This window comes from Thauera sp. WB-2 (genome assembly GCF_027594845.1).
GTDB lineage: Bacteria > Pseudomonadota > Gammaproteobacteria > Burkholderiales > Rhodocyclaceae > Thauera > Thauera mechernichensis.
This window is the reverse complement of sequence record NZ_CP088935.1, coordinates 3,453,055-3,479,433: the sequence shown is the minus strand read 5'-3', so window position 1 is coordinate 3,479,433 and position 26,379 is coordinate 3,453,055. Positions and strand designations below refer to the sequence as shown.

25 protein-coding genes are annotated in these 26,379 nt (G+C 66.7%); 13 read left to right on the top strand and 12 right to left on the bottom strand.

Features of this window, described 5'->3' with window-relative positions; all coding sequences use genetic code 11:
- Positions 1 to 4 precede the first annotated feature (4 nt).
- Entirely contained in the window at positions 5 to 286 is a 282-nt protein-coding gene (locus LQF09_RS15945; protein ID WP_002941661.1) for a FeoC-like transcriptional regulator, read from the top strand.
- Positions 283 to 864: a hypothetical protein gene (locus LQF09_RS15940; protein ID WP_270068409.1), complete on the top strand. Its 582-nt coding sequence runs from the start codon at positions 283 to 285 to the stop codon at positions 862 to 864. Before LQF09_RS15945 ends, LQF09_RS15940 begins: the two co-directional genes overlap by 4 nt.
- 35 nt (positions 865 to 899) lie before the next feature.
- On the opposite strand, the gene LQF09_RS15935 is transcribed toward LQF09_RS15940, so the two are convergent.
- The gene (locus LQF09_RS15935) at positions 900 to 1,340 is read right to left on the bottom strand and encodes an HMA2 domain-containing protein (RefSeq protein ID WP_002929612.1); all 441 of its coding nucleotides are present in this window, start codon (positions 1,338 to 1,340) and stop codon (positions 900 to 902) included.
- 231 nt (positions 1,341 to 1,571) lie between these two features.
- On the opposite strand from LQF09_RS15935, the gene LQF09_RS15930 reads away from it, so the two are divergent.
- The 9 genes from LQF09_RS15930 (at position 1,572) to LQF09_RS15890 (ending at position 12,496) form a co-directional block, all read left to right on the top strand.
- Positions 1,572 to 3,518 carry a TonB-dependent receptor plug domain-containing protein gene (locus tag LQF09_RS15930; protein WP_270068408.1) on the top strand — a complete coding sequence of 649 codons (1,947 nt, stop codon included), beginning with the start codon at positions 1,572 to 1,574 and terminating at the stop codon, positions 3,516 to 3,518.
- 66 nt (positions 3,519 to 3,584) lie between these two features.
- On the top strand, positions 3,585 to 7,610 hold the full coding sequence (gene cobN, locus LQF09_RS15925; protein WP_270068407.1) for a cobaltochelatase subunit CobN: 4,026 nt from the start codon (positions 3,585 to 3,587) through the stop codon (positions 7,608 to 7,610).
- Positions 7,607 to 9,706: a TonB-dependent receptor plug domain-containing protein gene (locus LQF09_RS15920; RefSeq protein WP_270068406.1), complete on the top strand. Its 2,100-nt coding sequence runs from the start codon at positions 7,607 to 7,609 to the stop codon at positions 9,704 to 9,706. The genes cobN and LQF09_RS15920 overlap by 4 nt, the downstream gene beginning before the upstream one ends.
- A gap of 58 nt (positions 9,707 to 9,764) precedes the next feature.
- Positions 9,765 to 10,325: a MotA/TolQ/ExbB proton channel family protein gene (locus tag LQF09_RS15915; protein WP_002929626.1), complete on the top strand. Its 561-nt coding sequence runs from the start codon at positions 9,765 to 9,767 to the stop codon at positions 10,323 to 10,325.
- Complete coding sequence (locus tag LQF09_RS15910; protein WP_002929629.1) at positions 10,322 to 10,633, top strand: DUF2149 domain-containing protein; 312 nt, start codon at positions 10,322 to 10,324, stop codon at positions 10,631 to 10,633. The genes LQF09_RS15915 and LQF09_RS15910 overlap by 4 nt, the downstream gene beginning before the upstream one ends.
- A 77-nt stretch (positions 10,634 to 10,710) precedes the next feature.
- The gene (locus LQF09_RS15905; RefSeq protein ID WP_002929630.1) at positions 10,711 to 10,995 is read left to right on the top strand and encodes a hypothetical protein; all 285 of its coding nucleotides are present in this window, start codon (positions 10,711 to 10,713) and stop codon (positions 10,993 to 10,995) included.
- A 42-nt stretch (positions 10,996 to 11,037) separates the two neighbouring features.
- Positions 11,038 to 11,649 (top strand): 30S ribosomal protein S4, encoded by a 612-nt coding sequence (gene rpsD, locus LQF09_RS15900; protein WP_270068405.1) that lies wholly within the window; start codon positions 11,038 to 11,040, stop codon positions 11,647 to 11,649.
- Positions 11,650 to 11,675: 26 nt separating this feature from the next.
- On the top strand, positions 11,676 to 11,948 hold the full coding sequence (locus LQF09_RS15895; protein ID WP_232433266.1) for a hypothetical protein: 273 nt from the start codon (positions 11,676 to 11,678) through the stop codon (positions 11,946 to 11,948).
- 170 nt (positions 11,949 to 12,118) lie between these two features.
- Positions 12,119 to 12,496, top strand: coding sequence for a DUF6746 family protein (locus LQF09_RS15890; protein ID WP_270068404.1), 378 nt, complete (start codon positions 12,119 to 12,121; stop codon positions 12,494 to 12,496).
- 111 nt (positions 12,497 to 12,607) lie between these two features.
- Here LQF09_RS15890 and LQF09_RS15885 read toward each other — a convergent pair whose 3' ends face one another.
- The 5 genes from LQF09_RS15885 to LQF09_RS15865 all read right to left on the bottom strand — a co-directional run bounded on the left by LQF09_RS15885 (position 12,608) and on the right by LQF09_RS15865 (position 21,268).
- Positions 12,608 to 13,783 carry a DUF1513 domain-containing protein gene (locus LQF09_RS15885; RefSeq protein ID WP_270068403.1) on the bottom strand — a complete coding sequence of 392 codons (1,176 nt, stop codon included), beginning with the start codon at positions 13,781 to 13,783 and terminating at the stop codon, positions 12,608 to 12,610.
- 86 nt (positions 13,784 to 13,869) lie between these two features.
- The gene (locus tag LQF09_RS15880) at positions 13,870 to 16,197 is read right to left on the bottom strand and encodes a TonB-dependent receptor (protein WP_002941693.1); all 2,328 of its coding nucleotides are present in this window, start codon (positions 16,195 to 16,197) and stop codon (positions 13,870 to 13,872) included.
- Between the two features lie 351 nt (positions 16,198 to 16,548).
- Positions 16,549 to 17,922 carry an efflux transporter outer membrane subunit gene (locus LQF09_RS15875; RefSeq protein WP_270068402.1) on the bottom strand — a complete coding sequence of 458 codons (1,374 nt, stop codon included), beginning with the start codon at positions 17,920 to 17,922 and terminating at the stop codon, positions 16,549 to 16,551.
- Positions 17,923 to 17,993: 71 nt separating this feature from the next.
- Positions 17,994 to 19,973 carry a MacB family efflux pump subunit gene (locus tag LQF09_RS15870; protein ID WP_002929655.1) on the bottom strand — a complete coding sequence of 660 codons (1,980 nt, stop codon included), beginning with the start codon at positions 19,971 to 19,973 and terminating at the stop codon, positions 17,994 to 17,996.
- Positions 19,970 to 21,268: an efflux RND transporter periplasmic adaptor subunit gene (locus tag LQF09_RS15865; RefSeq protein WP_270068401.1), complete on the bottom strand. Its 1,299-nt coding sequence runs from the start codon at positions 21,266 to 21,268 to the stop codon at positions 19,970 to 19,972. Before LQF09_RS15865 ends, LQF09_RS15870 begins: the two co-directional genes overlap by 4 nt.
- 295 nt (positions 21,269 to 21,563) lie before the next feature.
- Between LQF09_RS15865 and LQF09_RS15860 the strand changes: the two genes are divergently transcribed.
- Positions 21,564 to 22,562, top strand: coding sequence for a cytochrome-c peroxidase (locus LQF09_RS15860; RefSeq protein ID WP_270068400.1), 999 nt, complete (start codon positions 21,564 to 21,566; stop codon positions 22,560 to 22,562).
- A gap of 178 nt (positions 22,563 to 22,740) precedes the next feature.
- Positions 22,741 to 23,157, top strand: a complete 417-nt coding sequence (locus LQF09_RS15855) for a Fur family transcriptional regulator (protein WP_002929658.1) — start codon at positions 22,741 to 22,743, stop codon at positions 23,155 to 23,157.
- Between the two features lie 96 nt (positions 23,158 to 23,253).
- Here LQF09_RS15855 and LQF09_RS15850 read toward each other — a convergent pair whose 3' ends face one another.
- The 6 genes from LQF09_RS15850 to LQF09_RS15825 form a co-directional block, all read right to left on the bottom strand.
- Positions 23,254 to 23,670, bottom strand: coding sequence for an ExbD/TolR family protein (locus LQF09_RS15850; RefSeq protein WP_002929659.1), 417 nt, complete (start codon positions 23,668 to 23,670; stop codon positions 23,254 to 23,256).
- Positions 23,670 to 24,440 carry a MotA/TolQ/ExbB proton channel family protein gene (locus LQF09_RS15845; protein WP_002929660.1) on the bottom strand — a complete coding sequence of 257 codons (771 nt, stop codon included), beginning with the start codon at positions 24,438 to 24,440 and terminating at the stop codon, positions 23,670 to 23,672. Before LQF09_RS15845 ends, LQF09_RS15850 begins: the two co-directional genes overlap by 1 nt.
- A gap of 1 nt (position 24,441) precedes the next feature.
- Positions 24,442 to 25,245 carry an energy transducer TonB gene (locus LQF09_RS15840; RefSeq protein WP_270068399.1) on the bottom strand — a complete coding sequence of 268 codons (804 nt, stop codon included), beginning with the start codon at positions 25,243 to 25,245 and terminating at the stop codon, positions 24,442 to 24,444.
- A gap of 141 nt (positions 25,246 to 25,386) precedes the next feature.
- Positions 25,387 to 25,866, bottom strand: coding sequence for a bacterioferritin (bfr, locus tag LQF09_RS15835; protein WP_002929663.1), 480 nt, complete (start codon positions 25,864 to 25,866; stop codon positions 25,387 to 25,389).
- Positions 25,863 to 26,105: a (2Fe-2S)-binding protein gene (locus LQF09_RS15830; protein WP_004248823.1), complete on the bottom strand. Its 243-nt coding sequence runs from the start codon at positions 26,103 to 26,105 to the stop codon at positions 25,863 to 25,865. Before LQF09_RS15830 ends, bfr begins: the two co-directional genes overlap by 4 nt.
- A gap of 43 nt (positions 26,106 to 26,148) precedes the next feature.
- Positions 26,149 to 26,355 carry a hemin uptake protein HemP gene (locus LQF09_RS15825; RefSeq protein ID WP_270068398.1) on the bottom strand — a complete coding sequence of 69 codons (207 nt, stop codon included), beginning with the start codon at positions 26,353 to 26,355 and terminating at the stop codon, positions 26,149 to 26,151.
- Between the last annotated feature and the right edge of the window lie 24 nt (positions 26,356 to 26,379).

Below are 26,379 nucleotides of genomic sequence, written 5' to 3'. Positions count from 1 at the left end.
AGCGATGATCTTGTCACGCCTGGGCAACTACCTGCGGGAGCGCCGCCGCGCCAGCGTTGCCGACATGGCCAACGGCTTGGGCAGCACGCCGGCTGCGCTCGAACCCATGCTCGCCACGCTCGAACGCAAGGGCAGGGTGCGACGCCTGGCCGCCGCATCGGCTTGCGGTACCACCTGCTGCAAGTGCGATCCGGCAACGGTCGCCGTCTACGAGTGGGCGGGCGATGAACGGGCGGGCGATGAGCGGGCCGCAGGCAAGGGGGCCGGCGGCGACGCCACGGTGTGAGCGCAGACGGAGGCAGTGTGGTGGCGGGCGTGCTCGTCGTGATCGGTATCCACCGCGAGGAGCTTGCCTTCGGTCGCGAGGTGCTCGATGGCTTCGATCCAGGCGAGATCGACGTGCTTGAGGTTCCCGACGGCTTGTCCGGCCGTCGGCCCCTGCCCGACGAGTGCTTCCGCAACCGCGTCGTGCACCGCGCACTCTACCTTCAGCTCCTGTCGCAACTCGGCCCCGCTCACCGGCTGCTGCTTGACCTCCATGCCGGATATGACGATACGGGGCCAAGCGCAGACCTGTTGTGCGCGAGTCCGCGCCTGCGAGCCTGTCTCATGCACGCGCTCGAGGCGCCCGCTACGCTTGCGGCGGGCGAAGCACTGCCCTCGCTGCGCGAGCAGGTGCGTATCGTTGCGCTCGACGCGGGCCAGCCCTTGCATGCGCGCACCGTCATCCCGGAGGCGGTCTGGAACAACCCCCGTTTTGCCTACCTGGGCGTCGAGGTCTACCTGCCGGATGATGCTGCCCGCCGCGCTTCAGCTGTCCTGCTGGCGCGCCGGATCATCCACTTGGCCGGGTGCTGCGCCTGAGACACGGCTGCTGCCTGATCGCCGCGGGAAGGCGGTCAGCGCAGCAAGGCCTTGCGGTGCAGCCCGATGTGCACGCCGAGACAGGCTACGAACACGCCGCCACTGAGCGCGTGCCAGCGCTTGTTGCCGGTGGCCGCGAGCGCAAGCGATGCCCCCAGGCTGCCCAGCATGCCGACCTTGGCGATGCGGTTCGCATGCCTGCGCAGGCTGCGGCGGCCCGGGCTGCGCGGTGCGGCGAGCACGGCGTCGACCAGTGCATCGACGCGGCGCTCGAGCTCGACGGCCTCGATCCGGTCGCCATCGTATCGGATCACCACGCTACCAGCGCTTGCGTTCGCCTCGATCTCCCGGATGCCGTCGATCTGATGTAGCTGCGCTTCGAACTGTGCGATCCGGTCGCGGTCGCGAAGGGCCAGGTCCCGGATTCGCAGCCGACCGGGTGAGCTTGATGCAATGCGCGTTTTCCGTGGGTTCATACCGATGTGTTCCTGATTGCGGGGCCGGCTTTCATTTCGAGGCAAAGCCGGCGTATAATAATTACAAATAGAAATCATTCTTACGTAGATTTGATCTAGCTCAATTTTGCCCGCTTGTGCTGTGCCTGTCTGCAGCCAAGCGGAGTATTCGGTCCCTTTTTCGCATATCAGCCAGCAACCAACGCCTGTACGGATAGGTAGCCAGCCAAATCTTCCTTCCTGGAGAGCTTGATGGTTACCTTCACTGGCGTTCAGTCGACGCTTCGGTCCGCATCGTTTGGCGGTGTGTCACGGATCATGCTGGCGCTCGCCGTCCTGCCCGCCGCGCAGGCCTGGGCTGGGGCGGCTTCCGATTCGAGGCTCGACGAGGTCTTCGTGACCGCCACTCAGCGCGAGCAGGCTGTTCGCGACGTGCCCGCAGCGGCAGCGGTGGTCAAGCGCGAAGAAATCGAGGCCGCAGGTGCCGACAATGTGCTTGCGGCCGTGCGCGAGACGACGGGAATCGGCCTCGTCGGGCAAAGCGTTGCTGGCCGCAAGACGATGTCCCTGCGCGGCATGGACGGCAAGCACACCCTCTATCTCGTCAATGGCCTGCGCGTCATCAATACCGACGACTGGGTCGGACATTCCGATTTCCAGTATGACTGGACACCTGTCGACAGCATCGAGCGCATCGAGGTTGTGCGAGGGCCGATGTCCGTGCTCTATGGCTCGGATGCACTCGGTGGCGTCATCAACACGATTACCCGCCGGCCCGACGCCGAATGGCGTGGCGGCGTTCGCCTCGGCGGGCGCAGCGTAGCGGGTGGGGGTGATTCGCTCAGCGGCGGTGTTCATTTTTCCGGTGGCCTGACCGACACCTTGCGCATGGCGATCTCGGCCACGCGGCTGCAGCGCTCGCCGCTCGAGCGCAAGGAAGACCGGCGCACCTCGGAGATCGAGGGTACCGACCTGCAGTCGGGGCATCTGTTGCTGTCCTGGCAGCCGCTGGCCGCGCACACGTTCGACCTCGAGCACCGCGTCAGCAACGAGGAACGTGAGCGCGACCAAGTCCGCAGCGGCACCTACTACCGCGATACCTACGACATCGATCGCTCGCAGTCGATCGCGACCTGGCGCGCCGACTGGTCGGGTGTGGAGACCCAGTTGCGCGCCTGGGAGTCCGATTTCTCGGTGTCGAACCGGCGCACCAATGGCGTGGCGCCCACCCGCCCGCAGAGCATGGACGACCGTGGTGTGGACGGGCGCGTCGGCTTCGCGCTCGGCAGCATGCAGTACCTGACGGTGGGCTTCGACACCCGGACCGAGACGATGAAGAACGCCGGCCTCGCCGGTGGCAAGGACGACGCCGATTTTCGCGCGCTGTATATCCAGGATGAGATTGCACTGGCTGCAGACCTCACGCTTACGCTCGGCTTCCGTCGCGACCGACACTCGATCTTCGGTGCCGAGAGCAGTCCGCGCGCCTACCTTGTCTGGCATGCGACCGATGCCTGGACGCTGCGAGGCGGCTACGGCGAAGGCTTCCGCGCGCCAACGCTCAAGCAGGCCTCGTCGTCGTACGAGGGTGCCGAAGGGCCGCATACCTTCTACGGCAACGGCGACATCCGGCCCGAGACGAGCAAGTCGTGGGAGCTCGGTCTCATGTACGCCAAGGGTGCGATCGACTGGGAACTCACCGCGTTCCGCAACAGTGTCACCGACCTCATTACCACGCGCGAGATCCGGCGCGTCGGTCCCCGAGCCTTCTACATCTACGACAACATCAACGATGCCCGCATCCAGGGGGTCGAGACCGCACTGCGCGTGGATCTTGGCGGCGGTTTCGATGCCCGCCTGAGCGGACAATGGCTCGACACCGAGGACAAGACCTCGGGCAAGCCGCTCAATGCGCGGCCCGACCACTTGCTCAATGCCCGCCTGGGCTGGAAGCAGGGGCCCTTGAGCGCAGCCCTCCGCCTGGAGCACACCGGCCGTCAGTATGTCACCTCGGCGGCGCGCAAGGCGCCAGCCTACAACCTGCTGCATCTGCAGGGTGGCTACGCGTTCAACAAGCACCTGCGCGTGACTGCTGGCATCGACAACATCACCAATGTCCGCCTGGCCGACAAGTCCAGTTTGTTCAGCTACTCGGAAACCCCGCGCGCGCTGCGCGTCACGCTGCACGGCGCGTTCTGATCGCCGCCTGCCCGTTGTTGCGCCCCGCGTTCCTGCGGGGCGCTTGTCGAATCCAAGATACCGCCCATGAACAGCTCCACTCCGGTCGAATCCGTCTCGCATGCGCCAGCCCGTGCACCCTGGCGTCATCTAATCCTCGTCTGTGTGCTGCTCGTGCTTGCCGCCGCGTTGGCGATCGCCCTCCAGCCGCAGCCCCGTGCAGGGCGGGTTGCCGTGATCAGCAGCGACTTCGTGCTCGGTGGCAAGTTCGTCGCGCTGCACGCCCTGGCCGACACGGCCGGGGTGGATCTTGCCGTGGTCAATGTCGACCGTGACGCCGCGGATGCGGTCGAGGCGGCCCTGCGCGGCGTGAGGCTGGCCGTGCTGGACGCGCCACGCGAGGAAGACGGCCGACGCATGCGCGAACAGGTCGTGCCCGTGCTCGATCGCCTCGCTGTGCCCTGGATGCTGTCGTCGGCACGTGGCGTACAGGTGGGCGGTGGGTTGGAGCCTGCGACCGGCGAGGCCTTGTACGCCTATTACCGCAACGGTAGCCAGCGCAATTTTGCCGGCTTCTTCGCCCATGTCCGCCATCACCTCTTCGGCGAAACCGCCGTCGCGGTGCCGGCCCCGGTGGTGTTCCCGGACACCGGCATCTACCACCCGGATCACCCCGATCTCGTGGTCGGCGATCTTGCCGCCTACCGCCAGTGGCTGGGCGAAGAGCGCGCTCGGCGCAGCCCGGCGGTCGGCATCGTCGTCCACCAGGCCTATATCGGCAACATGGGCATGGGGCACATCGACGAGCTGGTGCGCATGCTGGAAGCGCGGGGGGCGCTGCCGGTGGTGTTCTACCACCCGCTGACGGCGCCGAGCGGCGCGCTCGACATCGTGATGGACGAAGGGCGAGCGGCGGTGGATGTGCTGCTCAATTTCCAGGTCATGTACCAGGGCAGCCGGCGCGAGGACTACGCCAGGCTGGACGTCCCGGTGCTGCAGGCGATGACCTGGCGCGAGGGCGACGCCGCCCACTGGCGTGCGAGTGCCGAAGGCGTGCCGGGCGGTGCCGTGCCCTTCCTGCTCGCGATTCCGGAGCAGGCTGGCCTGAGCGACCCGCTGATGGTCGCCGCGATCGAGGACGAGCGTGCCGTGCTGATCCCCGAGCAGGCGAACGCCCTGGTGGATAAGGCGTACCGCATTGCCCGCCTGCGCGCGAAGGCGAATGCGGACAAGCGTGTGGCGCTGATGTTCTACAACTACCCGCTCGGCGAGCGCAACCTGTCGGCCTCGTTCCTGAACGTGCCGCGCAGTCTCGCCCGCCTGTCCGAGGCCCTGCAGGGCGCGGGCTACACCGTGCCGCCCGCCGAGGAGCAAGCGCTCATCGACAGCGCAGCCCGTCTGCTCGCACCTTTCTACCGCGAGGGCAGGCTCGACGCCCTGCTGGCCGACAACCTCGCGGCGGCCTTGCCCCTTGCCGACTATCTTGCCTGGTTCGATGGCCTGCCTGCGCACGCCCGCGAGCGCATCAACAAGCACTGGGGGTCGCCCGAGAACGACCCGATGCTGGTCGGTGCGGGTGACACGCGCAGCTTCGCGATCCCGCGCCTGCAGCTTGGCAACCTGGTGATCATGCCGCAGCCGCCGCGCGGCCGCATCGACGAGCCGCCCGAGAAGGCGATCTACCACGACACCAAGGTGCCGCTGACCCACTTCTACCTTGCCGCCTACCTCTATGCGCGCACCGCCTTCGATGCCGACGCGCTGATCCACTTCGGCACCCACGGCAGCCAGGAGTGGACGCCGGGCAAGGAGCGCGGCCTGTCCATCCATGACGACCCCTACCTGGTGCTGGGCGACCTGCCGGTGATCTATCCCTACATCGTCGACAACATCGGCGAGGCCACCCAGGCGAAGCGGCGTGGCAGGGCGACCATCATCAGCCACCAGACGCCATCGTTCGCACCGGCCGGTCTGCATGCGCAGCTGATGCCGCTGCACGACCTGCTGCACGAGTACGAGCTGCTCGACGTCGGCGCAGTCAAGGATCGCACCATGGGCGCCATCGTCGATGAGGCGGCACGCCTGACCCTGATCGAGGACATCGGCTGGACGGCCGAGCGCGCACGCGCAGACTTTCGCCCCTTCGAGCGCGAGCTGCACGACTGGCTGCATACGCTGGCGCAGACCGCCCAGCCGCTCGGCCTGCACACCTTCGGCGAGGCGCCGCGCTTCGAGCATCGCGTCGGCACGGTGATGCAGATGCTCGGCGACCGCCTGTACGCAAGCCTCGGCCTGGCCGAGCCGGACGAGCTGTTCGTGGAGGACTACAAGGCGCTGCCCGAGTCTGCCCCCTACCGCCTGCTCGCCGGCGCGTTCGCGACCGAGCCTGCGGCGGACGAAGACGCGCTGCTGAGCGAGGGGCGCGCCTACTTTGACGCACTTGCGGCAGCCGGCGAGCACGCCGGTCTGCTCAAGGCGCTCGACGGCCGCTTCATCGACACCCAGTACGGCGGCGACCCGATCAGGAACCCCGAGAGCCTGCCCACCGGGCGCAATCTCTACGGCTTCGATCCCTCGCGCATCCCGACCGAGCAGGCCTGGCTCGCCGGCGCTGACGCTTTCGCCCAGCTGCTCGAAGCGCACCGGGCGGAGCACGGCACGCCGTTGCGCAAGGCGGCGTTCTCGCTTTGGTCGGTCGAGGCGATGCGCCACCTCGGCGTGCTCGAGGCCCAGGTCTTCCACGCCCTCGGCGTGCGCCCGGTGTGGGACCGCTTCGGCCGCATCAGCGACGTGGAGGTCATCCCGCGCGAGGAACTCGGCCGTGCGCGGGTGGATGTGGTCGTGTCCGCCACCGGCCTCTATCGCGATCACTTCCCGACCGTCATGACGCTCATCGCGCGTGCGGTCGAGCGCGTGGCGGAGCTCGACGAGCCCGACAACGCCGTACGCGCGAACGCGCTGGAGATCGAGCGCTCGCTCATCGAGCAGGGCTTCACCGCCGAGGACGCGCGCCTGCACGCGCTGACGCGCATCTTCTCGAGCGAGAGCGGCGCCTACGGCACCGGCCTGGATGACGCTACGCTCGCATCCGACACCTGGGACGACGAGGGCAAGCTTGCCGATCTCTATCTGGAGCGCATGCAGTACGCCTATGGTCCGGACCCCTCGCGCTGGGGCGAGCGCGTGCGTGCGCCCGGCAATCGGGAGGCGGCTGGCGGCGCGGCAGGCAAGGGCGGCTTCAACCTCTATGCCGAGCACCTGAGGGGAACCGAGGCGGCCGTGCTCGCGCGCTCGTCCAACCTCTACGGCATGCTCACCACCGACGATCCCTTCCAGTACCTGGGCGGCATCGGCCTCGCCGTCCGCCGCCTCGACGGGCGCACGCCCGGGCTCTATATCAGCAACCTGCGCGACCAGGGCAAGACCCGGGTCGAAGGCGCAGGGCGCTTCCTGGCGGCGGAGCTGCGTGCGCGCTACTTCCATCCGCAGTGGGTGGAGGCGATGCAGCAGGAGGGTTATGCCGGCACGCTGGCGGTCGTCGATACGGTCAACAACTTCTGGGGCTGGACCGCCGTGGCGCCTGAGATCGTCCGCGACGATCAGTGGCAGCAGTTCTTCGAGGTCTATGTCGAGGACTCGCTCGAGCTGGGCATGGAAGAGTGGTTCGAGCGCCACAACCCCACCGCCCGTGCCCAGGTCGCAGAGCGCATGCTCGAGGCCGCGCGCAAGGAGTACTGGAGCACCGACGAGGCCACGCTGAAGCGGCTCGTCGAGATCTATGCCGACGCGGTCGAGCGACTCGACTACCAGCCGGTCAGCAGCAAGGTGGACGCCTATGCCCGCTCGCTCGCGGCCGGCTTCGGGCTGGAATCGAGCACGGCACCTGCGCAGGATGCGGCGACGACCCCGACCCCGACCCCGAACGCGGCCGAGGCAGAGCCGCAGCAAGTGACCGGACAGGTGCTCGAGCAGGTCGCACCTGATGCGGCCGCCGACATGCCGGCGCCCTGGCTGGAGCTTCTGCTTGCGCTGCTCACCCTGGGCGCCTTCTTCGCGGGTACGCTGAGCCAGTCGCGCCGGCAGCCGGGCGTCATGCCTGGTACGCGAGCATGATGCGAGCGCGTGCGCACCTTGGGTCGCTGCTTGCGGCGCTTGCCGCCGGCTTGCCGGTGGGCGCCCTGGCGGACACCGAGCTGAAGGCGATCGAGGTCGAGGCCGTGCTCGATGCGATCGCCGAGCAGCGCTATGCGGCGGGCCAGAAAGTGGTCTTCGACCGCGAGGACATCGCCAGCCTGGGCGGGCTGTCGGTGTCCGAGGTGTTGCGCAAGCTGCCCGGACTGGAGCGCGGTGCGGATGGCATGGAAGGCGCCTCGGCCTCGGCGCGCGGGATGGCGCGCGATTCGGTGCTCATCCTCGTCAATGGCAAGCGCCCCACGGCGAGCGGGCGGCATGCGCTTACCGTGGTCGGCCGGCTGCCTGCTGGCGAACTCGAGCGGGTCGAACTGATGCGCGGCGGCTCGGCCGAGTTCGGCGTCACCGCCGAGGTGGTGGTGAACCTTGTCGTGCGTGCGCCGCAGGCCAAGCCGAGCCGCTCGCTGAAGGCCACCGTGGGCCTGCGCGGCGACGAACCCAACCTGCAGTTGACCGGCAGCGTCGAAGGCGGGGTGGCCGAGCGTGCGTGGACCCTGCCGCTGACGTTCAACCGCCACCGCATGCCGGTCGAGCAGCAGCGCATGCGCGGCGATCCGGCCGGCGTCGTGGCCGATGAGCGGACGCTGGGCCGCTACCGTGTCGATGAACTGATCCTGTCGCCACGATTGTCCTTGAAGGACGGCGAACGACGTCTGACTGTGTGGCCAAGCCTCTATCTCAACAACGGCTGGCGGCGCCAGCAGCTCAGCGCCGGCGGCGTCGATACCCGCGTCGACCGCGAGCGCAGCGACATGCGCATCGCGCGCCTGCGCGCCGACGCCAGCATGCCGCTGGCGTCCGTCGATGGCCGGCTCGGGCTGCGGCTTGCGGTGATGGACGGCGACCGTCGGACGGACACCCGTCGCCTGCCTGCCGTGGGCACGGCCGCAGTCGAGGCGCTCGAGCGCAGCGAGCGCGAACTCACCGGGTCGGCCCGGCTCGACAGGGCAGTGGGGGCCCACCTGCTGACCTGGGCGCTTGAGGGCGCGGTGCTCAGCCGGAAGGATGCACAGGAGGCGGGATCGGATACGGCGTTAGCGCTGCGCCGTCATGACTTGCGTGAAACAAGCGCGGCGGCCTGGTTCCAGGACGAATGGACCTTCGGCGGCGCCGACGGCGACACGTTTACGCTCACCAGCGGCCTGCGCGTGGACGGCCTGCGCCAGCGTTCGGGCGGCGGGCAGCGGCATACCGAGGCGGTGTCGCCCTCGCTCGCATTACGTTGGGCGTTCGCGCCGGCCTGGGTGCTGCGCACCAGCGTCGGAAGTGGCTTGCGCGCGCCCAAGCTGGATGAGCTCAGTCCGGTCGTCACCCGCAGTGCGGGCGTCAATACGCCACTCGAACCCGACCTGGGCGGGCGGCCGGGCCTGGCTGCGGAGCGCATCCAGCGCTTCGAGATCGGTGTCGAGCGCTATCTCGGCGGCGAGCGCAGCGTGCTTGGGGCCAACGCCTACTTCCGTCGCACTGCGGACTTCATCGAGCGCACGTTGGCCGACGAGGCTGGACGCTGGGTCGAGCGCCCCGCCAACGTCGGCGATGCGCGCCATTGGGGCGTCGAGCTCAGCGTGCGCCTGGACAGCGCCGCCCTCGCTGGCATCTTGCCGGCCGGCGGCAGCCTGCGCGCAACCCATACCCTGCCGCGGGCCGAGGTCGACGACGCCCGGCTGGGCGTCCGGCGTATCGCCAATGACACGCCCCGCCATGTCTCCAGCCTTGGCTATGAACACGCGCCTTCGGGTGCGGCCCTGCGCTATGGCGTCCAACTCCGCCACACGGGGCCGGTACGCACGGCGCGGGCCAGCGAACTGCAGGGGACGAACCGCAGTGGCACGCGCATCGACGTCCACGTCACCCGGCAGCTCGTTCCTGGGGTTGATCTGCGCCTGGCCGGGGAGAACCTGCTCGGTGCGCGCGATCGCCTTGCACGTGTGGCGCGCGATGACGACCGTCGCTGGCAGCTGGCCGGCCGTGATGGCGGCGACAGGACCTGGCTGCTGACCCTGGAGGGGAAGTGGTAGCAGCCACTGCCCCGGCACATTCACGACCACCAACCCATTCACCTTCCAAGGAGGACACATGTCCCTTTCCCAACTGATCGAAACCGCCATGTACGGACTCAGTCAGCTCTTCATGCTGCCTGTGCTGCTGCTCGTGACCGTGCTGTTCTTCTACGCCTTCCACGCCCTCGGCCGCTTCCTCATGCAGGCGCGCCAGCGCCGTCGCGGCGACCCGCGTGCGCAGGAACTCCATGCCGCGCTGCGCCTGGATCCCAGCCTGGGGGTGACCGATCTGGAAGCGATCGCTGTGCACCGGCTCGAGACCCTGCGCATCGCTACCCGCGTCGGGCCGATGCTCGGCCTGGTCGCAACCATGATCCCCATGGGGCCGGCCTTGATGGCACTCTCCGATGGGCAACTCCAGGAGGTCAGCCGCAACCTGATGATCGCCTTCTCAGCGGTGATCCTCGCGCTGATCGCCTCTGCGATTACCTACTGGGTCGTCAGCGTGCGCCGCCGCTGGCTGGCGACCGAGCTGGCCGATATCGAGAAGCGAGGCTGCCGCGCTGCTGCGCACGAACAGGGCGGTGCGCCATACGATGATCCGCTCGCCCCGCTGGCCGCGGAGGGTGTGCAATGAGCCTGCGCCTGATGGACGACCTCGAGGCCGACGACCCCATCCTGTCGGTGGTCAATCTGATCGACGTGTTCCTGGTGATCATCGCCGCGCTGCTGCTGGCGATCGCAAGCAACCCGATGAACCCTTTCACAACCGATGACGTCACCATCATCAGGAACCCCGGGCAGCCGAACATGGAGATGATCGTCAAGAAGGGCGAGGTCATCGAGCACTACCAGGCCAGTGGCGAGATCGGCTCGGGAGAGGGCGCCAAGGCTGGGGTCGCCTACCGCATGAAGGATGGCTCCTTCGTCTATGTTCCGGAGTAGTCCATCAAGGGCAAGAAAGGCTTGACTTTCTGCGGATAGTAATAATAATGAGAACTGTTCGCAGAAAGGAGTTCGTCATGTCTCTTCAGGTCTCGACCGAACAGCTCAGGCTGATCTCCGGCCTCATCTCACACGTGGCCCGCTACCTGGACAGTGGCTGTCCTCGTGCGGCGCACGAGGCGGGCATGTTGCTGCGCGAGCTCGACGCGCGTCCGATCGACCAGGAGCTGAACCGCTCATGCGAACAACTCGAACAGGCCATCGCGAACAGCCAGCCGCCCCGAGCGCTGCGTTCCAGCGCAGTCGCACGCGACGCGGTCTCGATTTCGAAGCTGCCTCAATCGCACTTTTCGCACGCCTGAGGCGTGCTGCACAGACTCACGGAACAACAGAAGGAGAACGACTTGTCACGTTATACCGGCCCCCGCCTGAAGGTGATGCGCGCACTGGGCTGCGAGCTTCCCGGCCTGTCGCGCAAGCCGCTGGGGGAACGCAACTACCCGCCAGGCCAGCACGGCCAGCGCCCAAAGCGCAAGTCGGAGTTCGGCTCGCAACTGATCGAGAAGCAGAAGCTGCGTTTCAACTATGGCCTGGGCGAGCGCCAGATCCAGCGCCTGTTCCGTGAAGCCAAGCGCGACAAGGCGCCCACGGGCGAGAAGCTGCTCGAGCTGCTCGAGCGCCGCCTGGATAATTTCGTGTTCCGCGCCGGCTTTGCGCCGACCGCCGTCGCCGCTCGGCAGCTGGTGCGGCACAAGCATGTCCTGCTCAATGGCCGGTCGGTGAACATCCCGTCGATCCGCATTCGTCCGGGTGACCGCATCACGCTCACCGAGCGTGCACGCAAGATTCCGGTGGTCGTCGAGGCGCTCGCCGAGCCGGCGCTCAGCCGTCCCGAATGGCTGGCGTTCGACGAGGCCTCGCTGAGCGCGCAGGTCATGCGGACGCCTTCGGCCGACGAGATGCCGTTCCCGGTCGAGGTGCAGCAAGTCGTCGAATACTACGCGGTGCGCCTGTGACTCCCGAGCGCCGTGCCGCGGAACCCTTGGCGCACACAGGGTGTGCAGAGGGGCCGGATTACGGTCACTCGCCCGACCTCGCACTCGCCGCGGTCCTGCAGTTGCTGTCGCGTTTCCCGGCGCGGCGCTCGCCCGCAGTGGCGCGTGCCATCGCCGCACACCTGGCGCTCATTGGTGGCGACACGCGCATGCCCGAAAGCGTGCGCGAGTGCGCCGCAAGGCTGGTGTCCGACTGGCGCGCCTATGAGGTGCTGGGCGAGTCGTGGAGCGCAGCCGAGTGTCCGGGACACCTGCAATAATGGCCCGCACGGCGACAAGCTAGCACCACGGAGTATTTCATGAGCAAGAAGTGCTGCAGGAAAGACAAGCCCTGCAAAGGCTGCCCTCGCAAGGGCAAGTGAAATCCGTTCGAACGTCTTCGCGTAGCCATGGCCACGCGAAGAGTGCATTTACTCAGAAGGGCAACACCATGAAAAAAATGATCCTCGCTGCTGTTCTCTCCCTCGGTACGCTGGCGACCCCGGCGTGGGCATCCGGCCCGGGGGAGAAGTACGCACACTTCGAAGCCAAGCCGTCAGAGACCCTTGACCAGGCAGTCGCGAACTTTTCGGAATACAACACCAAGCTGCAGGCCATCCTCGACGGCGCCGTCAGCGACGGCGACATGGCCGACGTGCACCAGCTGACCTATACGCTGGAGACTGCGCTTGCCAAGATGAACGAGGAGATGGGCAAGCTTGCCGAGACGCTCGAGGAAGTGCATCAGGCGTCCGAGAAGCTCGACCGCGAGGGCGTCATCAAGCATGGCAAGGCCTACCTGGAGACTTCGCGCAAGGTCGTGAAGTAAGCGCTGGGGGCGATGCACACCAGGTATGCGTTCTGCATCAGCAGCTGCGTCAGAGCCGCCTTTCATAGGCGGCTTTTTTCTGATCAGCGGTCTGCCCGCCACCTGCTGTCGTCAGGCCTCCGAGAGCAGGATCCAGTGGTTGTCCAGTGCCATAGGTTCGGGCCAGGGCAGCAGATTTGCTGGTGCGCTCGGGTGCCAGCGGGCCAGTCCGTAGGCGGTCGACACCAGGACGCCTCCGCCATCGGCGGGGCCATGCCAGCCGCTGAGGGCGTAGGATGCCTTGAGCTGTACGATGGGTCGCATGCGCTCGGGTAGCCCGGGATGCCACAGGTTGGTCACGTCGGCCTGGTGGCTGGAGAGTGCGAAACCGTCATGGAGTGCCGGGGCGATGTCGCCGGCGTAGCCGATACCATCGTTCTCCTGGGTGGGGATGCTCAGGTGCTCGCCATCGAACACGGCCAGGATTGGCGCGCGACGGCGGTCGGCCTCGAGGTCGTGCTCAGCCTGCATTGCGATCCCGAGCAGGGCGTCGCCTTCCTGCGGCGGTCGGCTCCACGCCATGTGACGCAGGCTAAGCCGCGGGTCGTCGACACGCCACTGGCCGAGCAGGGCACCGTTGGCGGTGTCGATGCGCACCAGCGACGCGTCCATGCGATGGATATCGAACTTCTTGTCCTCCAAGCTGCGCGGGATGCCGCCATTGGCGACGAAGAGGTGACCCTGGCCGTCGAGCAGCAACTGGTGCGGGTCAAGGCCATGGGTGTCCCATTCTGCAAGCTTGCGCAGGCTGCGGCGGTCGCGCACGCCAATCTTGCCCTTGCCGCTGCTGAAGTCGGTTTCGGTGGTGTACAGGTGTTCGCCGTTGGCCGAGACGATGACATGGCCGCCAAGGCGGCACATGCCTTCTTCCTGAACGTCGATCTGCTGGACGACATTGCCCTGTGCGTCGCAGCGTAGCAGCCAGGTGCCGGGGCGCGCGCTGCAGACCAGCAGTCCGCCGTCGGGCTCCGCCATCAGGCCGTGTGGCCGGCTCGGCAGAGCGAGCTTATAGCCGAAACCGAGCGTGCGTGCTTCCCAGTCCGCAACCAGGGTGCCGGCGAAGTTCTGGTCGTCCGCGCGCGGCCCACGCCAGGCTGCACCCACTACCGCGCGGGCGCCTTCCGGTGCGGCCAGGGCCCAGCGTGGCAGCGCGGTGCCGGCGATGCCAGCCGTGAGCGCCTGCAGTGCGCGGCGACGGGAAATGCGAATGGATCGAGGTGCAGGGTGCGATGGTGCTTCGGTGTGCATGAACGGCTCCGCAGGCTTGCCTGTTGAACGGGAACGGCCGGGCGGCGCAGTGACGCGTCGCCCGGCCGGATGAAACACGATGAGGTTCAGAAGTCGTAGTTCAGGGTCACGCGGGCATTGCGTGCGTCACCCTTGTAAAGGAAGGAGCCCGACTGGTAGGCCGCCGTGTAGTAGTCCTTGTTGGTCACGTTGCCGACATTCAGGCGCACATCCATGTTCTTGTTGATGCGGTAGTTGGCGAACAGGTCGAGTACCGTGTAGGCGGGAATCGGCTGCGTGTACTGCCCAGTCGTTGCGTTGAAACTGGCTGCGGTGTCCGGCTGGCCGGCGTACTTCTCGCTCTCGTACTTGGCTGCGCCGCCGAACGAGAACTTGTCCGTCGCCTGGTACTTGAGCTGGACGTGGGCGCTGGTGTCGGCGAAGTTGCTGAGCGTCTTGCCGACGCGGGACGGCGTGGCCGATTTCAGCACCTCGGCCTCCATGATCGCGATACCGGCCTGTGCGGTCAGCTTGTCGGTGATCATGCCGGTGAGGCCGAGTTCGATGCCGCGGACGCGGTTTTCGGACGAATTGAAGGTGCCGGTTGCCGTGTAGCCGTTGCCTTCCATGACGTCGGTCTTGGTGATCTGGAATACGGCAGCGGTTGCCAGCAGCTTCTCGCCCATCAGGTTCCACTTCGTGCCGAGCTCGATGAGTTCGGTCTTCTCGGGCTTGGCCGCGCCCGGGATGAAGCCGCCGTAGCCGGCGTTGGTGCCAACGTCCGACTCGCCGCCGTTGATGTCGCTAGCGGTGGAGTAGCTGGCATACACATTGGCGTCCGGACGGAACTTGTAGGTCAGGCCGATGTGGCCGTTCCACAGCGAGTCAGTCAGGTTGTATGGCGTGCGCACCAGGGTCGTCGTGTTCTGGATCGTCTGGCTGTAGTCGTAGCGGTCCCAGCGCAGGCCGGCAAAGGCGGTCCACTTGTCATTGAGGTCGACCGTGTCCATGAGCGATAGCGAGACGGTCTTGACGTTCCAGTCCTGGTCCCACGGGCCGCGCGTGATGCTGCGGTTCATCAGCGTATTGACGCCATTGACGGTGCTGCCGTCCGGGTTGGTGACGCACCAGTTGTTGTTGGTCGTCGAGGTATTGCCGGTGATGCAGTTCTGCCCCGAATTGGCGATGCGATAGACGCCGTTGAGCACCTTGTGGTCCGAATACTCGAGGCCGAAGATGAATTCGTGCTTGAGCCCGCCGATGACGCGGTCCAGGTGCAGGTTGGTCTGGTTGACGAAGTAGTCGACCTCTTGCCAGCCCTGGTGCGTGCTGAGCGAGATCGTCGAAGCCCCGGCGCGGGGGTCATTGGCGCCGAAGGTGGCAGCACGCGCGCCGGTGACGACATAGCCGTTGTCGGCCATGCCCAGGCGGGTGAGGTTCGTGATGCGGGTGTCCTGGTCGAACTTGTACCGCACGCGGGCGGTGAAGGTGTCGACATCGGAACTCAGGAAGTCCTGCTGCTGGGCGTACACCGGCACGTTCTTCGCTGGCTTGCGGTTGGGCACGGTGCCTTGCAGGAAGCTGCCCATGTCGGGGTTGTCTTCCGCGCGCATTCCGTAGTAGTCGAGCGTGAGGTCGAGTTTGTCGGTGGGCGTCCAGAAGCCCGACAGTGCAACGCCCTTGCGGTCGCGGTCGGTCGGGGCGCGGTCGGGTACTTCCTGGTAGCCGTAGAGCAGGTTGGCACGCAGGGCGAAGTCCTCGGTCACCACCTGGTTGGTGTCCAGCGTAAGGCGGGTGTACTTGTCGGTGCCGAACCCGGTCGACAGGCGCGTGTAGGTGTAGTCGGTGGTGGCCTGCTTGGTGACCGAGTTCACCGCGCCGCCGGAGGTGCCGCGGCCGGCAAAGCTCGAGTTGGGGCCCTTGGAGATCTCGACCTGCTCGGTGGCGAAGCTTTCGCGGATCGTCATGCCGGGGTCGCGCAGACCGTCCACGAAGACGTCGCTGCGTGCCTCCTGGCCGCGGATGATGTAGCGGTCGCCGAAGGCGTTGCCGTTCTCGCCTGTGCCCAGCGTGATGCCGGGCTGGGCGTCGAGAATCTCGCGCAGGTCGGTGTAGCCGGAGTCCTCGATCTGTGCCTTGGTCAGGACCTGGATGTTCTGTGCCGTCTCGGCGAGCGGACGCTTGTGGCGTTCGTCACCCGAGTACTTGGCCTTGTAGGGGACGCCTGGTTCCGCGTTGGGGTTTGCTTCGAGCGCAGTATCGACGACACGTACGGTCTGCAGGCTGGCCTCTTCGGCGTTCGCCTGCGCTTGTGCTTGAGCGAGAGCGCTTGCCGGCGCCAGCATGAAGCTGGACAGGCCGACGGCGATTGCGGTGACGATGGGACGTTTGCGCAGCGAGTTAGGGCGCAAGGCCTGCGATTGCTTCAATGACATCGGGTCTTCCTGATCACGGTTGGTCGATACATCCGGGGGTGATCAGCCCGTGCTTGGTGGTTCGGCAGCGCGTGCTCCAGGCAACAGCATGCTGCCCTCGCCTGCCGCGTCGGGGGCGCTAGGGGGGGCTGCATCGTGTTGCGACGGGAGACGTGCGGATCTCCAGGTCAAGCTGACTCGGGCTGGCTTGGCTGGCTGATCCGCACGGGCGGAGTGGCTGGCTGGCTTAGGCGATACCTGCCGCGACGTGCAGACGCGGGCCTGCAGCGGGTATCACGATCTGCTGTTGCAGATGCTTACCATTCTCGGTCTATGGGTCTATCGCGTCAATAAGACTGCGAACAATTCGTATTAAGGAGCTGCGTTGCGCCATCCGCCGCCCAGTGCTCTGTACATGCCGACCGCATTGCTCAGCCGCGCCAGCTGCAGTTGGGCGAGCTGGTCCTGGGCTGAGAACAGGGAGCGCTGGGCGTCGAGCACGGTGAGCAGGCCGTCGGCGCCTTCGCGGTAACGCAGCTCGGCCAGGCGCAGGCTGCGCTCGGCCTCGGCGAGGATCTCGCGCTGGACAGCTTCCTGGTTGGCATCGCGTGCGCTGTCCGCGAGGGCATCCTCCACTTCCTTGAGGGCGACGAGAAGGGTGCGGCGGTGGGTTTCGAGCAGCTCGCGCTGGCGTGAGCGCTGCAGTTCGACCTCGGTGCGCAGGCGGCCGCCATCGAAGATCTTCTGCACCACGCTAGCGGAAAGCGACAGCGTGCGCGTGGTGTCGGCGAGCGAGAGCAGGGCGGCGCTGCCGATGCCTGCGCCTGCCGACAGACTGATGCTGGGCAGCAGGGCTGCGCGTGCTGCGGCGATGTTGGCGGCCGCGGCCTCGAGCCGAGCTTCGCTGGCGGCGATGTCCGGGCGGCGCAGTAGCAGGTCCGAGGGCAGGCCGGCGCTGACATGTGGCACGTGCAGGGAATGCAGCCGTACGTCGGCCGCGACGCTGGCTTGCGGACTGCGTCCGAGCAGGATGGCAAGCGCGCTGCGCGTCTGGCGCAGCTGCACTTCCAGCGGTTCGATCGCCTTGCGCTGGTTGAGTACGGTGCTGCGCTGCTGGCTCAGCTCCAGCGCGGAGGCCGCGCCGTTGTCGTAGCGGGCCTGCACGACACGCAAGACGCGCTCGGCGATGTCGAGGTTCCGGCGCGCGATGTCGATGCGCTCCTGCAGCGTGAGCACCTGGAACCAGGTGGTGGCCACGCTCGCACTCATCGACAGGCGGGCGGCATCGTAGTCATGGCGGGTGGCGACCAGGCTGGCGCGGCTGGCATCGGCCCCGGCGGCGATGCGGCCCCAGAGATCGAGTTCGTAGCTGGCGCCGAGGCTCAGGTCGGTGGAGCCGGACTCCCTGCCGTCGACGTTGCGTGTGCCGCTGCCGCCGCTCAGGCTCAGCGCCGGGAAGAGCGAGGCGCCGGCCTGGCGCAGCGCAAGCTCGGCCTGCACGACGCGCTCGGCCTGGATGCGCAGGTCGGGGGCGGCGGACATCGCCTCGGTAATGAGCGCATCCAGCTCGGGAGCACCGAAGTCATGCCACCAGTCGGTGGCGACAGCGTCGCCGCTTTCTGTAGCGCGCTCAGACCATGCGTTCGGTACGGAGAGCGTCGGGCGGGCGATCGGTTCGGTGATCGCGCAACCGGTCGCGAACAGGGCGGCAATGAGGAGAAGAAGGCTGCGTCGGGTGGGCTGCATGGGGGCGCTAACGGGGTTGGCCGCAGGCTGGCCTGCGGTGTCGAGGCGGGAGTGCGTAAGGCGGCGAGGGTTCACTCGGAAGCGAGGGCGACGACCGGATCCAGGCGCGCTGCCTTGCGTGCAGGCAGGTAGCCGAAGATCAGGCCGGTCAGGAAGGCGCAGCTGAAGGCGAGTACGACCGGCGTCAACGAATATTGCACAGCGGTGCCGAAGCGCTCGATGATCGCCGCGCTGCCCAGGCCCACCGCCACGCCGATCAGCCCGCCGACGGCGGACACCACCAGCGCCTCGATCAGGAACTGCTGCAGGATGTTCTTCATGCGTGCGCCGGTGGCCATGCGGATGCCGATCTCGCGTGTGCGCTCGGTGACCGACACCAGCATGATGTTCATGACGCCGATGCCGCCCACCAGCAACGAAATCGCCGCCACCGTACCGAGCAGGATGGTGAGCGTGTTCTGCGTCTCGGACACGGTGTCGATCACCGAGGCCATGTTGCGGATCTGGAAGTCCTCGACGCCGTGCCGCGCGAGCAGCAGGGCGTGCACATCGGCCTGCGATTCGTCGATGCGCGAGACGTCCTCCACGGCGACGGTCACGTTGCGCAAGAAGCGCTGGCCTGTGATGCGCAGGCTGCCCGTGGTGTAGGGCACGAAGACGATGTCGTCCTGGTCCTGCCCCCATGGCGTGGCGCCCTTGGGCGACATCACGCCGACGACCTGGAAGGGGATGTTGTTGACCAGCACGAACTCGCCTACCGCGTCGCCCGCCGGGAACAAGGCATTGGCGACGGTCTGCCCGAGTACGGCCACGGTCGCGTAGCGGGCCTCGTCCTCGGCACTGAAGAAGGTGCCGCTGGCCGGTACCCAGGTGCGCGCGACCACGTAGTCGGCCGAGGTGCCGTTGACGCTGGTGCGGTGGTCGACGTTGCCGGCGCGGATGGTTATGGTACCGCCCTGCTCTGGGACCGAGGCAAGGATGTTGGGCAGTTCGGCGATCGCCTGCACGTCCTCGATCACCAGCGTCGCCGGGGCGTCGCGGCCGCGCGTGTTGGGCGCGCCGGGACGCACGGTGAGCAGATTGGTGCCCATCGCGCTGACCTGGTCGATCACCTTCTGTTTGGCGCCGTCGCCGATTGCCAGCATGGCGATCACCGAAGCCACGCCGATGACGATGCCGAGCAAGGTGAGGATGGCGCGGAACAGGTTGGCGCGCAGTGCGCGCAGCGCGGTGCGGGTGGCCTCGACGACGTCCGACAGCGGTGACGTGCGGTCCACATGGGGGGCGAAGTCGGGCTCCTCGCCCTGCGGCGGGCGCGGACCGGGGTCACCGACGATGCGTCCGTCGCGGATCTCGATGATGCGGCTCGCTTGCTCGGCGACCTCGCGCTCGTGGGTGATCAGGATGATGGTGTGGCCGGCGGCGGACAGCTCGCGCAGCAGCTTCATCACCTCGGCACCGCTCTTGCTGTCGAGGGCGCCGGTGGGCTCGTCGGCAAGTATGATGCGGCCGCCGTTCATCAGCGCGCGTGCAATCGACACGCGCTGCTGCTGGCCGCCGGAGAGCTGGCTGGGGCGGTGGTGGATGCGCTCGCCCAGGCCGAGGGTGGCGAGCAGCGACTCGGCACGGGCGTGGCGCTCCTCAGGCGGCATGCCCGAATACACCGCCGGCACCTCGACGTTGTCGCGCGCGCTGGCGCCGCCGATCAGGTTGTAGCTCTGGAACACGAAGCCGAAGGCCTCGCGGCGCAGGCGTGCGAGCGCGTCGCGGTCGAAGCCGGCGACGTCCTCGCCCATGAAGCGATAGGTGCCGCCACTGGGTCGATCGAGGCAGCCGAGGATGTTCATCAGCGTCGACTTGCCCGAGCCCGACGCGCCGACGATGGCGACGAACTCGCCGGGGAAGATCTCGAGGTCGATACCGTGCAGCACCTGCGTCTCGACCTCGCCGGTGACGAAGCTGCGCGTAACCCCAGAGAGTGCGATCAGCGGTGTCGTGGCGGTCGCGGGCAAGGGGGCCGACGCCGGCGGCGGGAGCTGTTCGACTTTCATAGCCGCGGCGTCATCGGCGGACGGTTGCCTGCGGCAGCGCCGCTCACGATGCCCGAGACCACGCGCTCGCCCTCTCGTACGCCGCTCAGCACCTGAGCCTGGACACGGTTGGTGACGCCGATCTCGACGCTGCGTTCTTCAAGCGTGCCGCGCTCGCCGACGACCCTCAGCGTACGCGTACCCGCCATGGAGGCCGAGTCGCGGCCGCCTGGTCGCCGCCCCTGGCCGTCAGCGCGGGCGTTGCCAGGCGTGGCGCCGGGTGCCGTCGACGTGCTTGCACTGCCGGGCTGCGGCGTGCGCACCGCGCCCTGCGAGAGCGCTGCCATCGGGATCAGCAGCGCATCCTTGGCCTGTGCAACGACGAAGAAGACCTGGGCGGTCATCTGCGTCATCAGTTTGCCGTCGGGGTTGGGCACGTCGAAGAGCGCGTTGTAGAGCACGACATTGTTGGTCACCGTCGGCGTTGGCTCGATCTTCTCCAGCCTTCCGTACCAGCGCTTGCCGGCGCCGCCCAAGGTAGTGAAGTAGGCCTCCATGCCGAGCTTGAGGCGACTGATGTCGGCCTCGGAGACCTGGGTCTGAACCGTCATCGTGCTCAGGTCGGCGATGCGCATCACGACCGGCGCCTGCTGGTTGGTATTGAGGGTCTGGCCCTGGCGTGCGGTGATCGAGACCACCGTTCCTGCCATCGGCGACAGGATGCGGGCGTACTGGAGGTTGGCTTCGTCCGCGCGCAGGGTGGATTCGATCTGTTCGATCTGCGCCCGCAAGGCCTCGAGCTGGGCCTCGGCCGATTTCGCCGAGGCCTCGGCGGTCTGCAGGTTTTCCTGGGTGCTCGCGTCTTCGGCCATCAATGCACGTTGTCGGCGCAGCTGGATGTGGGCGAGCGCGAGCTGAGCCTCGCGGTCCTTCAGCTGGGCGCGCAGGTTGCGCAACTGTGCGCGTGACGCATCGACCCGTGCGAGGTAGACCGTCGGGTCGATCTGAGCGAGCAGATCGCCCTCCTTGACCTCGCTGCCCACCTCGACGTGGATCCTCTCGAGCTGCCCTGAAACCTGAGCGCCCACATCCACGTAATCGCGCGGTTGCAGGGTCCCGGTGGCGGTGACCACGTCTTCGACCGTGCCGCGCTGGACGGTTGCGAGCTGGTATTGCGCGAGCGGATCGCGCTCGCCGAAAAGCTGCGGCCACGCGAGCCATGCGCCGACGACAAGTGCTGCGGAGATCGTGAGCGCCGCCAGGACGTTACGGCGACCGGTTGCGGGGGGCTTGGGAAGAGCGTTGGAGTTCTGCATTGCGAGTCTTGGCAGTTGGCGACAGCGCACGGGAACGAGCGTGTCAGGACCTTTGCAGCATAACGGAGCGGCCACAGCGTCTTTGTATCGGATTGAAGCCTGTGCAGGCTGAACCGACCTATGGACGCCGACTTGGTTCATCGGAAGAAAGCTTGACTAAAGTCAAGATCGGGTAGGTCAGGCAGGCGTTTAATGGGCGCCAATATCTGGACGACGTCTAAAAGACAGCAGCCTTAGAGGCTTGTTACCCCGGGGTCCAGCGAACGGTTCGAATGGCAAGTCAAGGAGAAGCAAGATGTTCAAGCTGAAGACGATGAGTGTGGCGGTGGCGATGATGGTTGCGGGCAGCGCATGGGCTGCAACGGTCCGTGATGAGCCGATCCAGCCGATCCAACCCGCCAAGGTCGAGAACCCCGCCAAGGTCGAGCTGGGCAAGAAGCTGTGGTTCGAACCCCGCCTGTCGATGTCCGGCATCATCTCCTGCAATACCTGTCACAACCTGTCGCGCGGTGGTACCGACAACCTCAAGACCTCGATCGGCCATGGTTGGAAGGCAGGTCCGGTGAACTCGCCGACCGTTCTCAACTCCAGCCTTGCCATCGCCCAGTTCTGGGACGGTCGTGCCGCAAACCTCAAGGAGCAGGCTGGTGGCCCGATCCAGGCCGATGTCGAAATGAACATGCCGCATACGCTGGCGCTCGACGTGCTGCAGTCGATTCCGGGCTACGTTGCCGAGTTCAAGGGTGTGTTCGGCAAGGAACAGATCGACATGGACATGGTGACCAGTGCGATCGCGGCCTTCGAGGAGACCCTCGTCACGCCGAACTCGCGCTTCGACAAGTGGCTCAAGGGCGACGACAAGGCGCTCGACGCCAAGGAACTCGCGGGCTACACGCTGTTCAAGGAAAGCGGCTGCGTGGCTTGCCACAACGGTCCTGCTGCCGGTGGTACCTCGTTCCAGCGCATGGGCCTGGTCGAGCCGTACCAGTCGACTTCGCCGGCCGAAGGGCGCTCGGCAGTCACTGGGGTTGATGCGGACCGCTTCAACTTCAAGGTGCCGACGCTGCGCAACGTCGAAATGACCTACCCCTACTTCCATGACGGTGAAGGTGCCACGCTGGAGCAGGCGGTGGATATCATGGGCCGCCTGCAGCTTGGGCGCACCTATAGTGACGACGAAATCGGCAAGATCGTCGCCTTCCTTAAGACGATGACCGGTGACCAGCCGCAACTCACCATGCCGATCCTGCCGCCGTCGAGCAACGCAACGCCGCGTCCGGATCCCTTCAAGTAAGCGTGGGAGAGGGCTCTGGCAGCCAGTGCTGTGCGACTGGCTGCCGATTGCTTCGCAGGCGTGCGTGCCGCAGGGTACGTACGCCTGTTGACGTTTACCCGGGAAGCCGTTCACGATTCCATCGTCAATGAATTTGCTGCATAGCACGCTTTCTTGCGCGCCATGCCCTGGATAGCCCATGAATGCATACACCACCGACGATGCCATCGCCTGCCTGCGCAAGGCCGGTGTCCCCGTCACCCAGCAGCGGATCGAGATTGCACGCGTGCTGTTTTCGGCACCGGTGCACATGTCGGCCGACCAGATATGGGCCACTGTCAAGGCGACTGCGCCCGATGTTTCGCGTGCCACGGTGTACAACACCTTGCGGCTGTTCACCGAGAAGCACCTCGTACGCGAATTGTTCGTTGATCCGCAGCGCATCGTGTACGACTCCACCACCACGCCGCATTTTCACCTCTACAACATGGATACCGGCGAGGTGCGCGACCTCGCCGCCGACGAGATCGAGGTGATCGGCGCGCCGCGCCTGCCAGCTGGCGTGGAACTGGAAGAGGTTGATGTCATCGTCAGGGTGCGCAACCGCAGCGCTTGAGCGCAACGCGGCCGCTTGCTTCAGAAAAACAGGGGGCGCTGCAGCAATGCAGCGCCCCCTGTTTCGTTGTGCGGGGCTGCTCGCCCCGCACGGCCCTCAATGCTCCGGCAGGGTCACGAAGCCCATTTTCTCGACGCCAGCGCTGCGCGCCTTCGACATCACGTCGGCGATCGACTCATAGCGCGTATTGCGGTCGGCGCGCAGATGCAGTTCGGGCTGCGGAGTCTGCGCTGCTGTGGCGGCCAGACGCTCGGGCAGGGTGAGCGGGTCGATCTCGTCGTTATTCCAGAAGATGCGTCCTTCGCCATCGAGCGAAAGCGCCACGGTCTCGGGCTTCTGATCGGTCGGTGCGCTCGACGCCTGCGGCAGATCGATCTTGACCGAGTGCGTCAGCAAGGGCGCAGTGATCATGAACACGATCAGCAGCACGAGCATGACGTCGATGAGCGGGACCATGTTGATCTCGCTCTGCAGCGGACGGTTGTCCCCCTGGCTGAATCCGCCGAAGGCCATCATGCAGCTCCGTGGTTCGGCGCCGGGTTCAGGCTCGAGGCGCGTGAGGCCGCCTCGGGCTGGCCTTGGCGGGCGCTCACCGCGGCGATGCGCGAGCCGGTCGAGAAGGCGGCATGCAGGTCGTGGGCGAAGGCGTCGAGCTCGGACAGCTCCACCCGGTTCGCACGCGTGATGGCGTTATAGGCGAGCACGGCCGGGATCGCAACGAACAGGCCGAAGGCGGTCATGATGAGCGCTTCGCCGACCGGGCCGGCAACCTTGTCCAGGGTGGCCATACCGGAGGCGCTGATGTTGACGAGTGCGTGGTAGATACCCCACACGGTGCCGAACAGGCCGATGAAGGGCGCGGTCGAGCCGATCGAGGCAAGCACCGTGAGCCCGGCCTCGAGCGCTGCTGTCGATAGTGCGATCGACTTGCGCAGTGCGCGCGTGATCACCTCGTCGGCATCGAGCGTGCCGCCCAGCGTCTCCTTGTGCGTATGGCGGCGGACGTGCTGGGCAGCCGCGGCGCCCTGTTCGGCGAGGGCCTCGAACGGGGAGCCCGGGGCCTGCTCGTTGAGGCGCTTGAGCCCCGCTTCGAGATTGGGCGCGGCCCAGAACGCCTCGATCGCACCGCCGTGGCGGCGTGCACGCATCTGGCGCAGTGCGCGGACCACGATCAGGTACCAGCTGGTGATCGACATCAGCAGCAGGATCAGGCCCACGGCGCGGATGATGAGGTCGGATTGCGCCCACAGGTGGGCGAGGCCGAAGGCCTGCGAACTGTCCATATCAGTTTCCTTTGAGTTTGAAGACGACGGGCACCAGGACCCAGGATTCGATCTTGCGGCCACCCTGGCGGGCAGGCTCGAAGGTCCATCGTGCAACCTGTTCGCGTGCGGCACGGTCGAGCCGGTCCGAGCCCGAACTGGTGCGGATCTCGACCTGGCTCGCCTTGCCATCCGGCTGCACCAGCACGCGCAGGGTCACCTGGCCTTCTTCGCGCAGGCGACGCGATGCCATCGGATAAGCCGGTGGCGGGTTGTTCAGGTAGGCGGCATCGAAGCGGGCGGCCGTCACCGGTGCCGCCGCCGCCGATGCGGCTGCGGGCGCTGCTGCCGGAGCGGGCGGTGGCGCCTGCGACTCGGCCACTGCGGCCTGTGCGGGCGCAGGCGGTGCCGGAGGCGCTTCTTCAGGCGCGCTGAGTGCGGTGGGTGACTCCGTGACCGTCTGCGGGGGCGGGCGCTTGACCACCGGCTTGGGCGGGGGCGGCTTCTTGACCACGGGCGGGGGTGGTTCCGGTTCGCGGACCACCGGCTTGGGCGGCTCTGGAGGCGGCTCGACGGGCAAGACCTCTGGGGCTGGTACGGGCTCGGGCGCAGGAGCGGGCGCTGGCGGCGTCTCCGCGGCCGGCTTCGGCAAGGGGTCGCCGGCGATCAGCGACACCTGGATCGGGACGACCTCGGGGGGAATCACCGGGTCCTGCGACAGATAGGCCAGCGCCGCAAGGCCGCCGAGGTGAAGCCCCGTGATGAGCGTGGCCAGCGCGAGGCGCCCAGGCGCGCCTACCGAAGTTGGCTGGATGCGTCGTCCCACTGCCCGCGTTGCCAGAACGGACTGAGGCTGTGCTGGCGTGTCGAAGTCTGGCACTGGGGATAGGTGCGGAAAGGGCGCGGCGTGAGCGGCAGAAGGCATCGTCAGGGGCTGTTGAATGCCCCTGGACGGGGCTGCGGTGGGTCAGGATGCGGCTGGCTTCATCTGCGACTGCAGGTAGTTCTGCAGGCCGACGCTGTCGACGAGGCCGAGCTGGGTCTCGAGGTAGTCGATATGCTCCTCGGTGTCTTCGAGAATGTGCTCGAACAGCTCCCGCGAGACGTAGTCCTTACAGGACTCGCAGTAGGCAATTGCTTCGATCAGGTTCTCGCGCCCTGCCAGTTCGAGCTTGAGGTCGCCCTGCATGCACTCGGGCACGTTCTCGCCGATCAGGAGCTTGTTGAGGTTCTGCAGGTTGGGCAGGCCCTCGAGGAAGAGCACGCGTTCGATCAGCATGTCGGCGTGCTTCATCTCCTCGATCGACTCGTCGTACTCGTGCTTGCCGAGGCGGTCGAAGCCCCAGTTCTTGTACATGCGCGCATGCAGGAAGTACTGGTTGATGGCGGTAAGCTCGATGGTGAGCTGCTTGTTGAGGTACTGGATGACTTTCTTGTCGCCTTTCATGCTGCGGCCTCCAGGGCAAATTGGTTGGGGTGCAGCGTTTGCCTTGCTGTGGCCAGCGTCTCGTTCCCGGCTTGACAGTCGATTGCCGCACGCAGGCAACTATGGGCATGACGTGCGCAGGTCGCGCATTCGGTCGTCACACCCAACTCCGCCCGCAGATCCCGCAGCCGGCGCGCACCCGCGCGAGCGGCCTGTTCGATCTGGCGTTCGGTGACCCCAAGGCAAACGCATACGTACATAGTTTAGCCTCCCAGCCGCATTTTGCCCTTAGGGCGGTGATATTCATTTGGTGAGAATCAACTTTCCGCTGCGCGTGGCGCGCAGGAAGTACCGGCATCCCTCGTGCTCGATCTCGAGCGTGCTCCGCCCCTCGAACAATTGCTCGCTCCGGATGGCTGCGTCCTGGCCCTGGCGATGTGGCAGGGTCTCACCGGCGGTCTCTTGCCCCGTGGAGGGCGGTGCGGGATGGGCGCAGTTATTGGACAGCATTTGTAAGAGTCTGGCGAATAATAA

Excerpts from the sequence above, each read along its gene's own strand:
- LQF09_RS15915 (WP_002929626.1), top strand. The coding sequence starts at position 9,765 with ATGTCCCTTTCCCAACTGATCGAAACCGCCATGTACGGACTCAGTCAG.
- LQF09_RS15920 (WP_270068406.1), top strand. The coding sequence starts at position 7,607 with ATGATGCGAGCGCGTGCGCACCTTGGGTCGCTGCTTGCGGCGCTTGCC.
- LQF09_RS15855 (WP_002929658.1), top strand. The coding sequence starts at position 22,741 with ATGAATGCATACACCACCGACGATGCCATCGCCTGCCTGCGCAAGGCC.
- LQF09_RS15865 (WP_270068401.1), bottom strand. The coding sequence starts at position 21,268 with ATGCAGAACTCCAACGCTCTTCCCAAGCCCCCCGCAACCGGTCGCCGT.
- LQF09_RS15935 (WP_002929612.1), bottom strand. The coding sequence starts at position 1,340 with ATGAACCCACGGAAAACGCGCATTGCATCAAGCTCACCCGGTCGGCTG.
- LQF09_RS15885 (WP_270068403.1), bottom strand. The coding sequence starts at position 13,783 with ATGCACACCGAAGCACCATCGCACCCTGCACCTCGATCCATTCGCATT.
- LQF09_RS15945 (WP_002941661.1), top strand. The coding sequence starts at position 5 with ATGATCTTGTCACGCCTGGGCAACTACCTGCGGGAGCGCCGCCGCGCC.
- LQF09_RS15910 (WP_002929629.1), top strand. The coding sequence starts at position 10,322 with ATGAGCCTGCGCCTGATGGACGACCTCGAGGCCGACGACCCCATCCTG.
- bfr (WP_002929663.1), bottom strand. The coding sequence starts at position 25,866 with ATGAAAGGCGACAAGAAAGTCATCCAGTACCTCAACAAGCAGCTCACC.
- LQF09_RS15870 (WP_002929655.1), bottom strand. The coding sequence starts at position 19,973 with ATGAAAGTCGAACAGCTCCCGCCGCCGGCGTCGGCCCCCTTGCCCGCG.
- LQF09_RS15890 (WP_270068404.1), top strand. The coding sequence starts at position 12,119 with ATGAAAAAAATGATCCTCGCTGCTGTTCTCTCCCTCGGTACGCTGGCG.
- LQF09_RS15930 (WP_270068408.1), top strand. The coding sequence starts at position 1,572 with ATGGTTACCTTCACTGGCGTTCAGTCGACGCTTCGGTCCGCATCGTTT.
- cobN (WP_270068407.1), top strand. The coding sequence starts at position 3,585 with ATGAACAGCTCCACTCCGGTCGAATCCGTCTCGCATGCGCCAGCCCGT.
- LQF09_RS15880 (WP_002941693.1), bottom strand. The coding sequence starts at position 16,197 with ATGTCATTGAAGCAATCGCAGGCCTTGCGCCCTAACTCGCTGCGCAAA.
- LQF09_RS15845 (WP_002929660.1), bottom strand. The coding sequence starts at position 24,440 with ATGGACAGTTCGCAGGCCTTCGGCCTCGCCCACCTGTGGGCGCAATCC.
- LQF09_RS15825 (WP_270068398.1), bottom strand. The coding sequence starts at position 26,355 with ATGCTGTCCAATAACTGCGCCCATCCCGCACCGCCCTCCACGGGGCAA.
- LQF09_RS15830 (WP_004248823.1), bottom strand. The coding sequence starts at position 26,105 with ATGTACGTATGCGTTTGCCTTGGGGTCACCGAACGCCAGATCGAACAG.
- LQF09_RS15850 (WP_002929659.1), bottom strand. The coding sequence starts at position 23,670 with ATGGCCTTCGGCGGATTCAGCCAGGGGGACAACCGTCCGCTGCAGAGC.
- LQF09_RS15905 (WP_002929630.1), top strand. The coding sequence starts at position 10,711 with ATGTCTCTTCAGGTCTCGACCGAACAGCTCAGGCTGATCTCCGGCCTC.
- LQF09_RS15860 (WP_270068400.1), top strand. The coding sequence starts at position 21,564 with ATGTTCAAGCTGAAGACGATGAGTGTGGCGGTGGCGATGATGGTTGCG.
- LQF09_RS15875 (WP_270068402.1), bottom strand. The coding sequence starts at position 17,922 with ATGCAGCCCACCCGACGCAGCCTTCTTCTCCTCATTGCCGCCCTGTTC.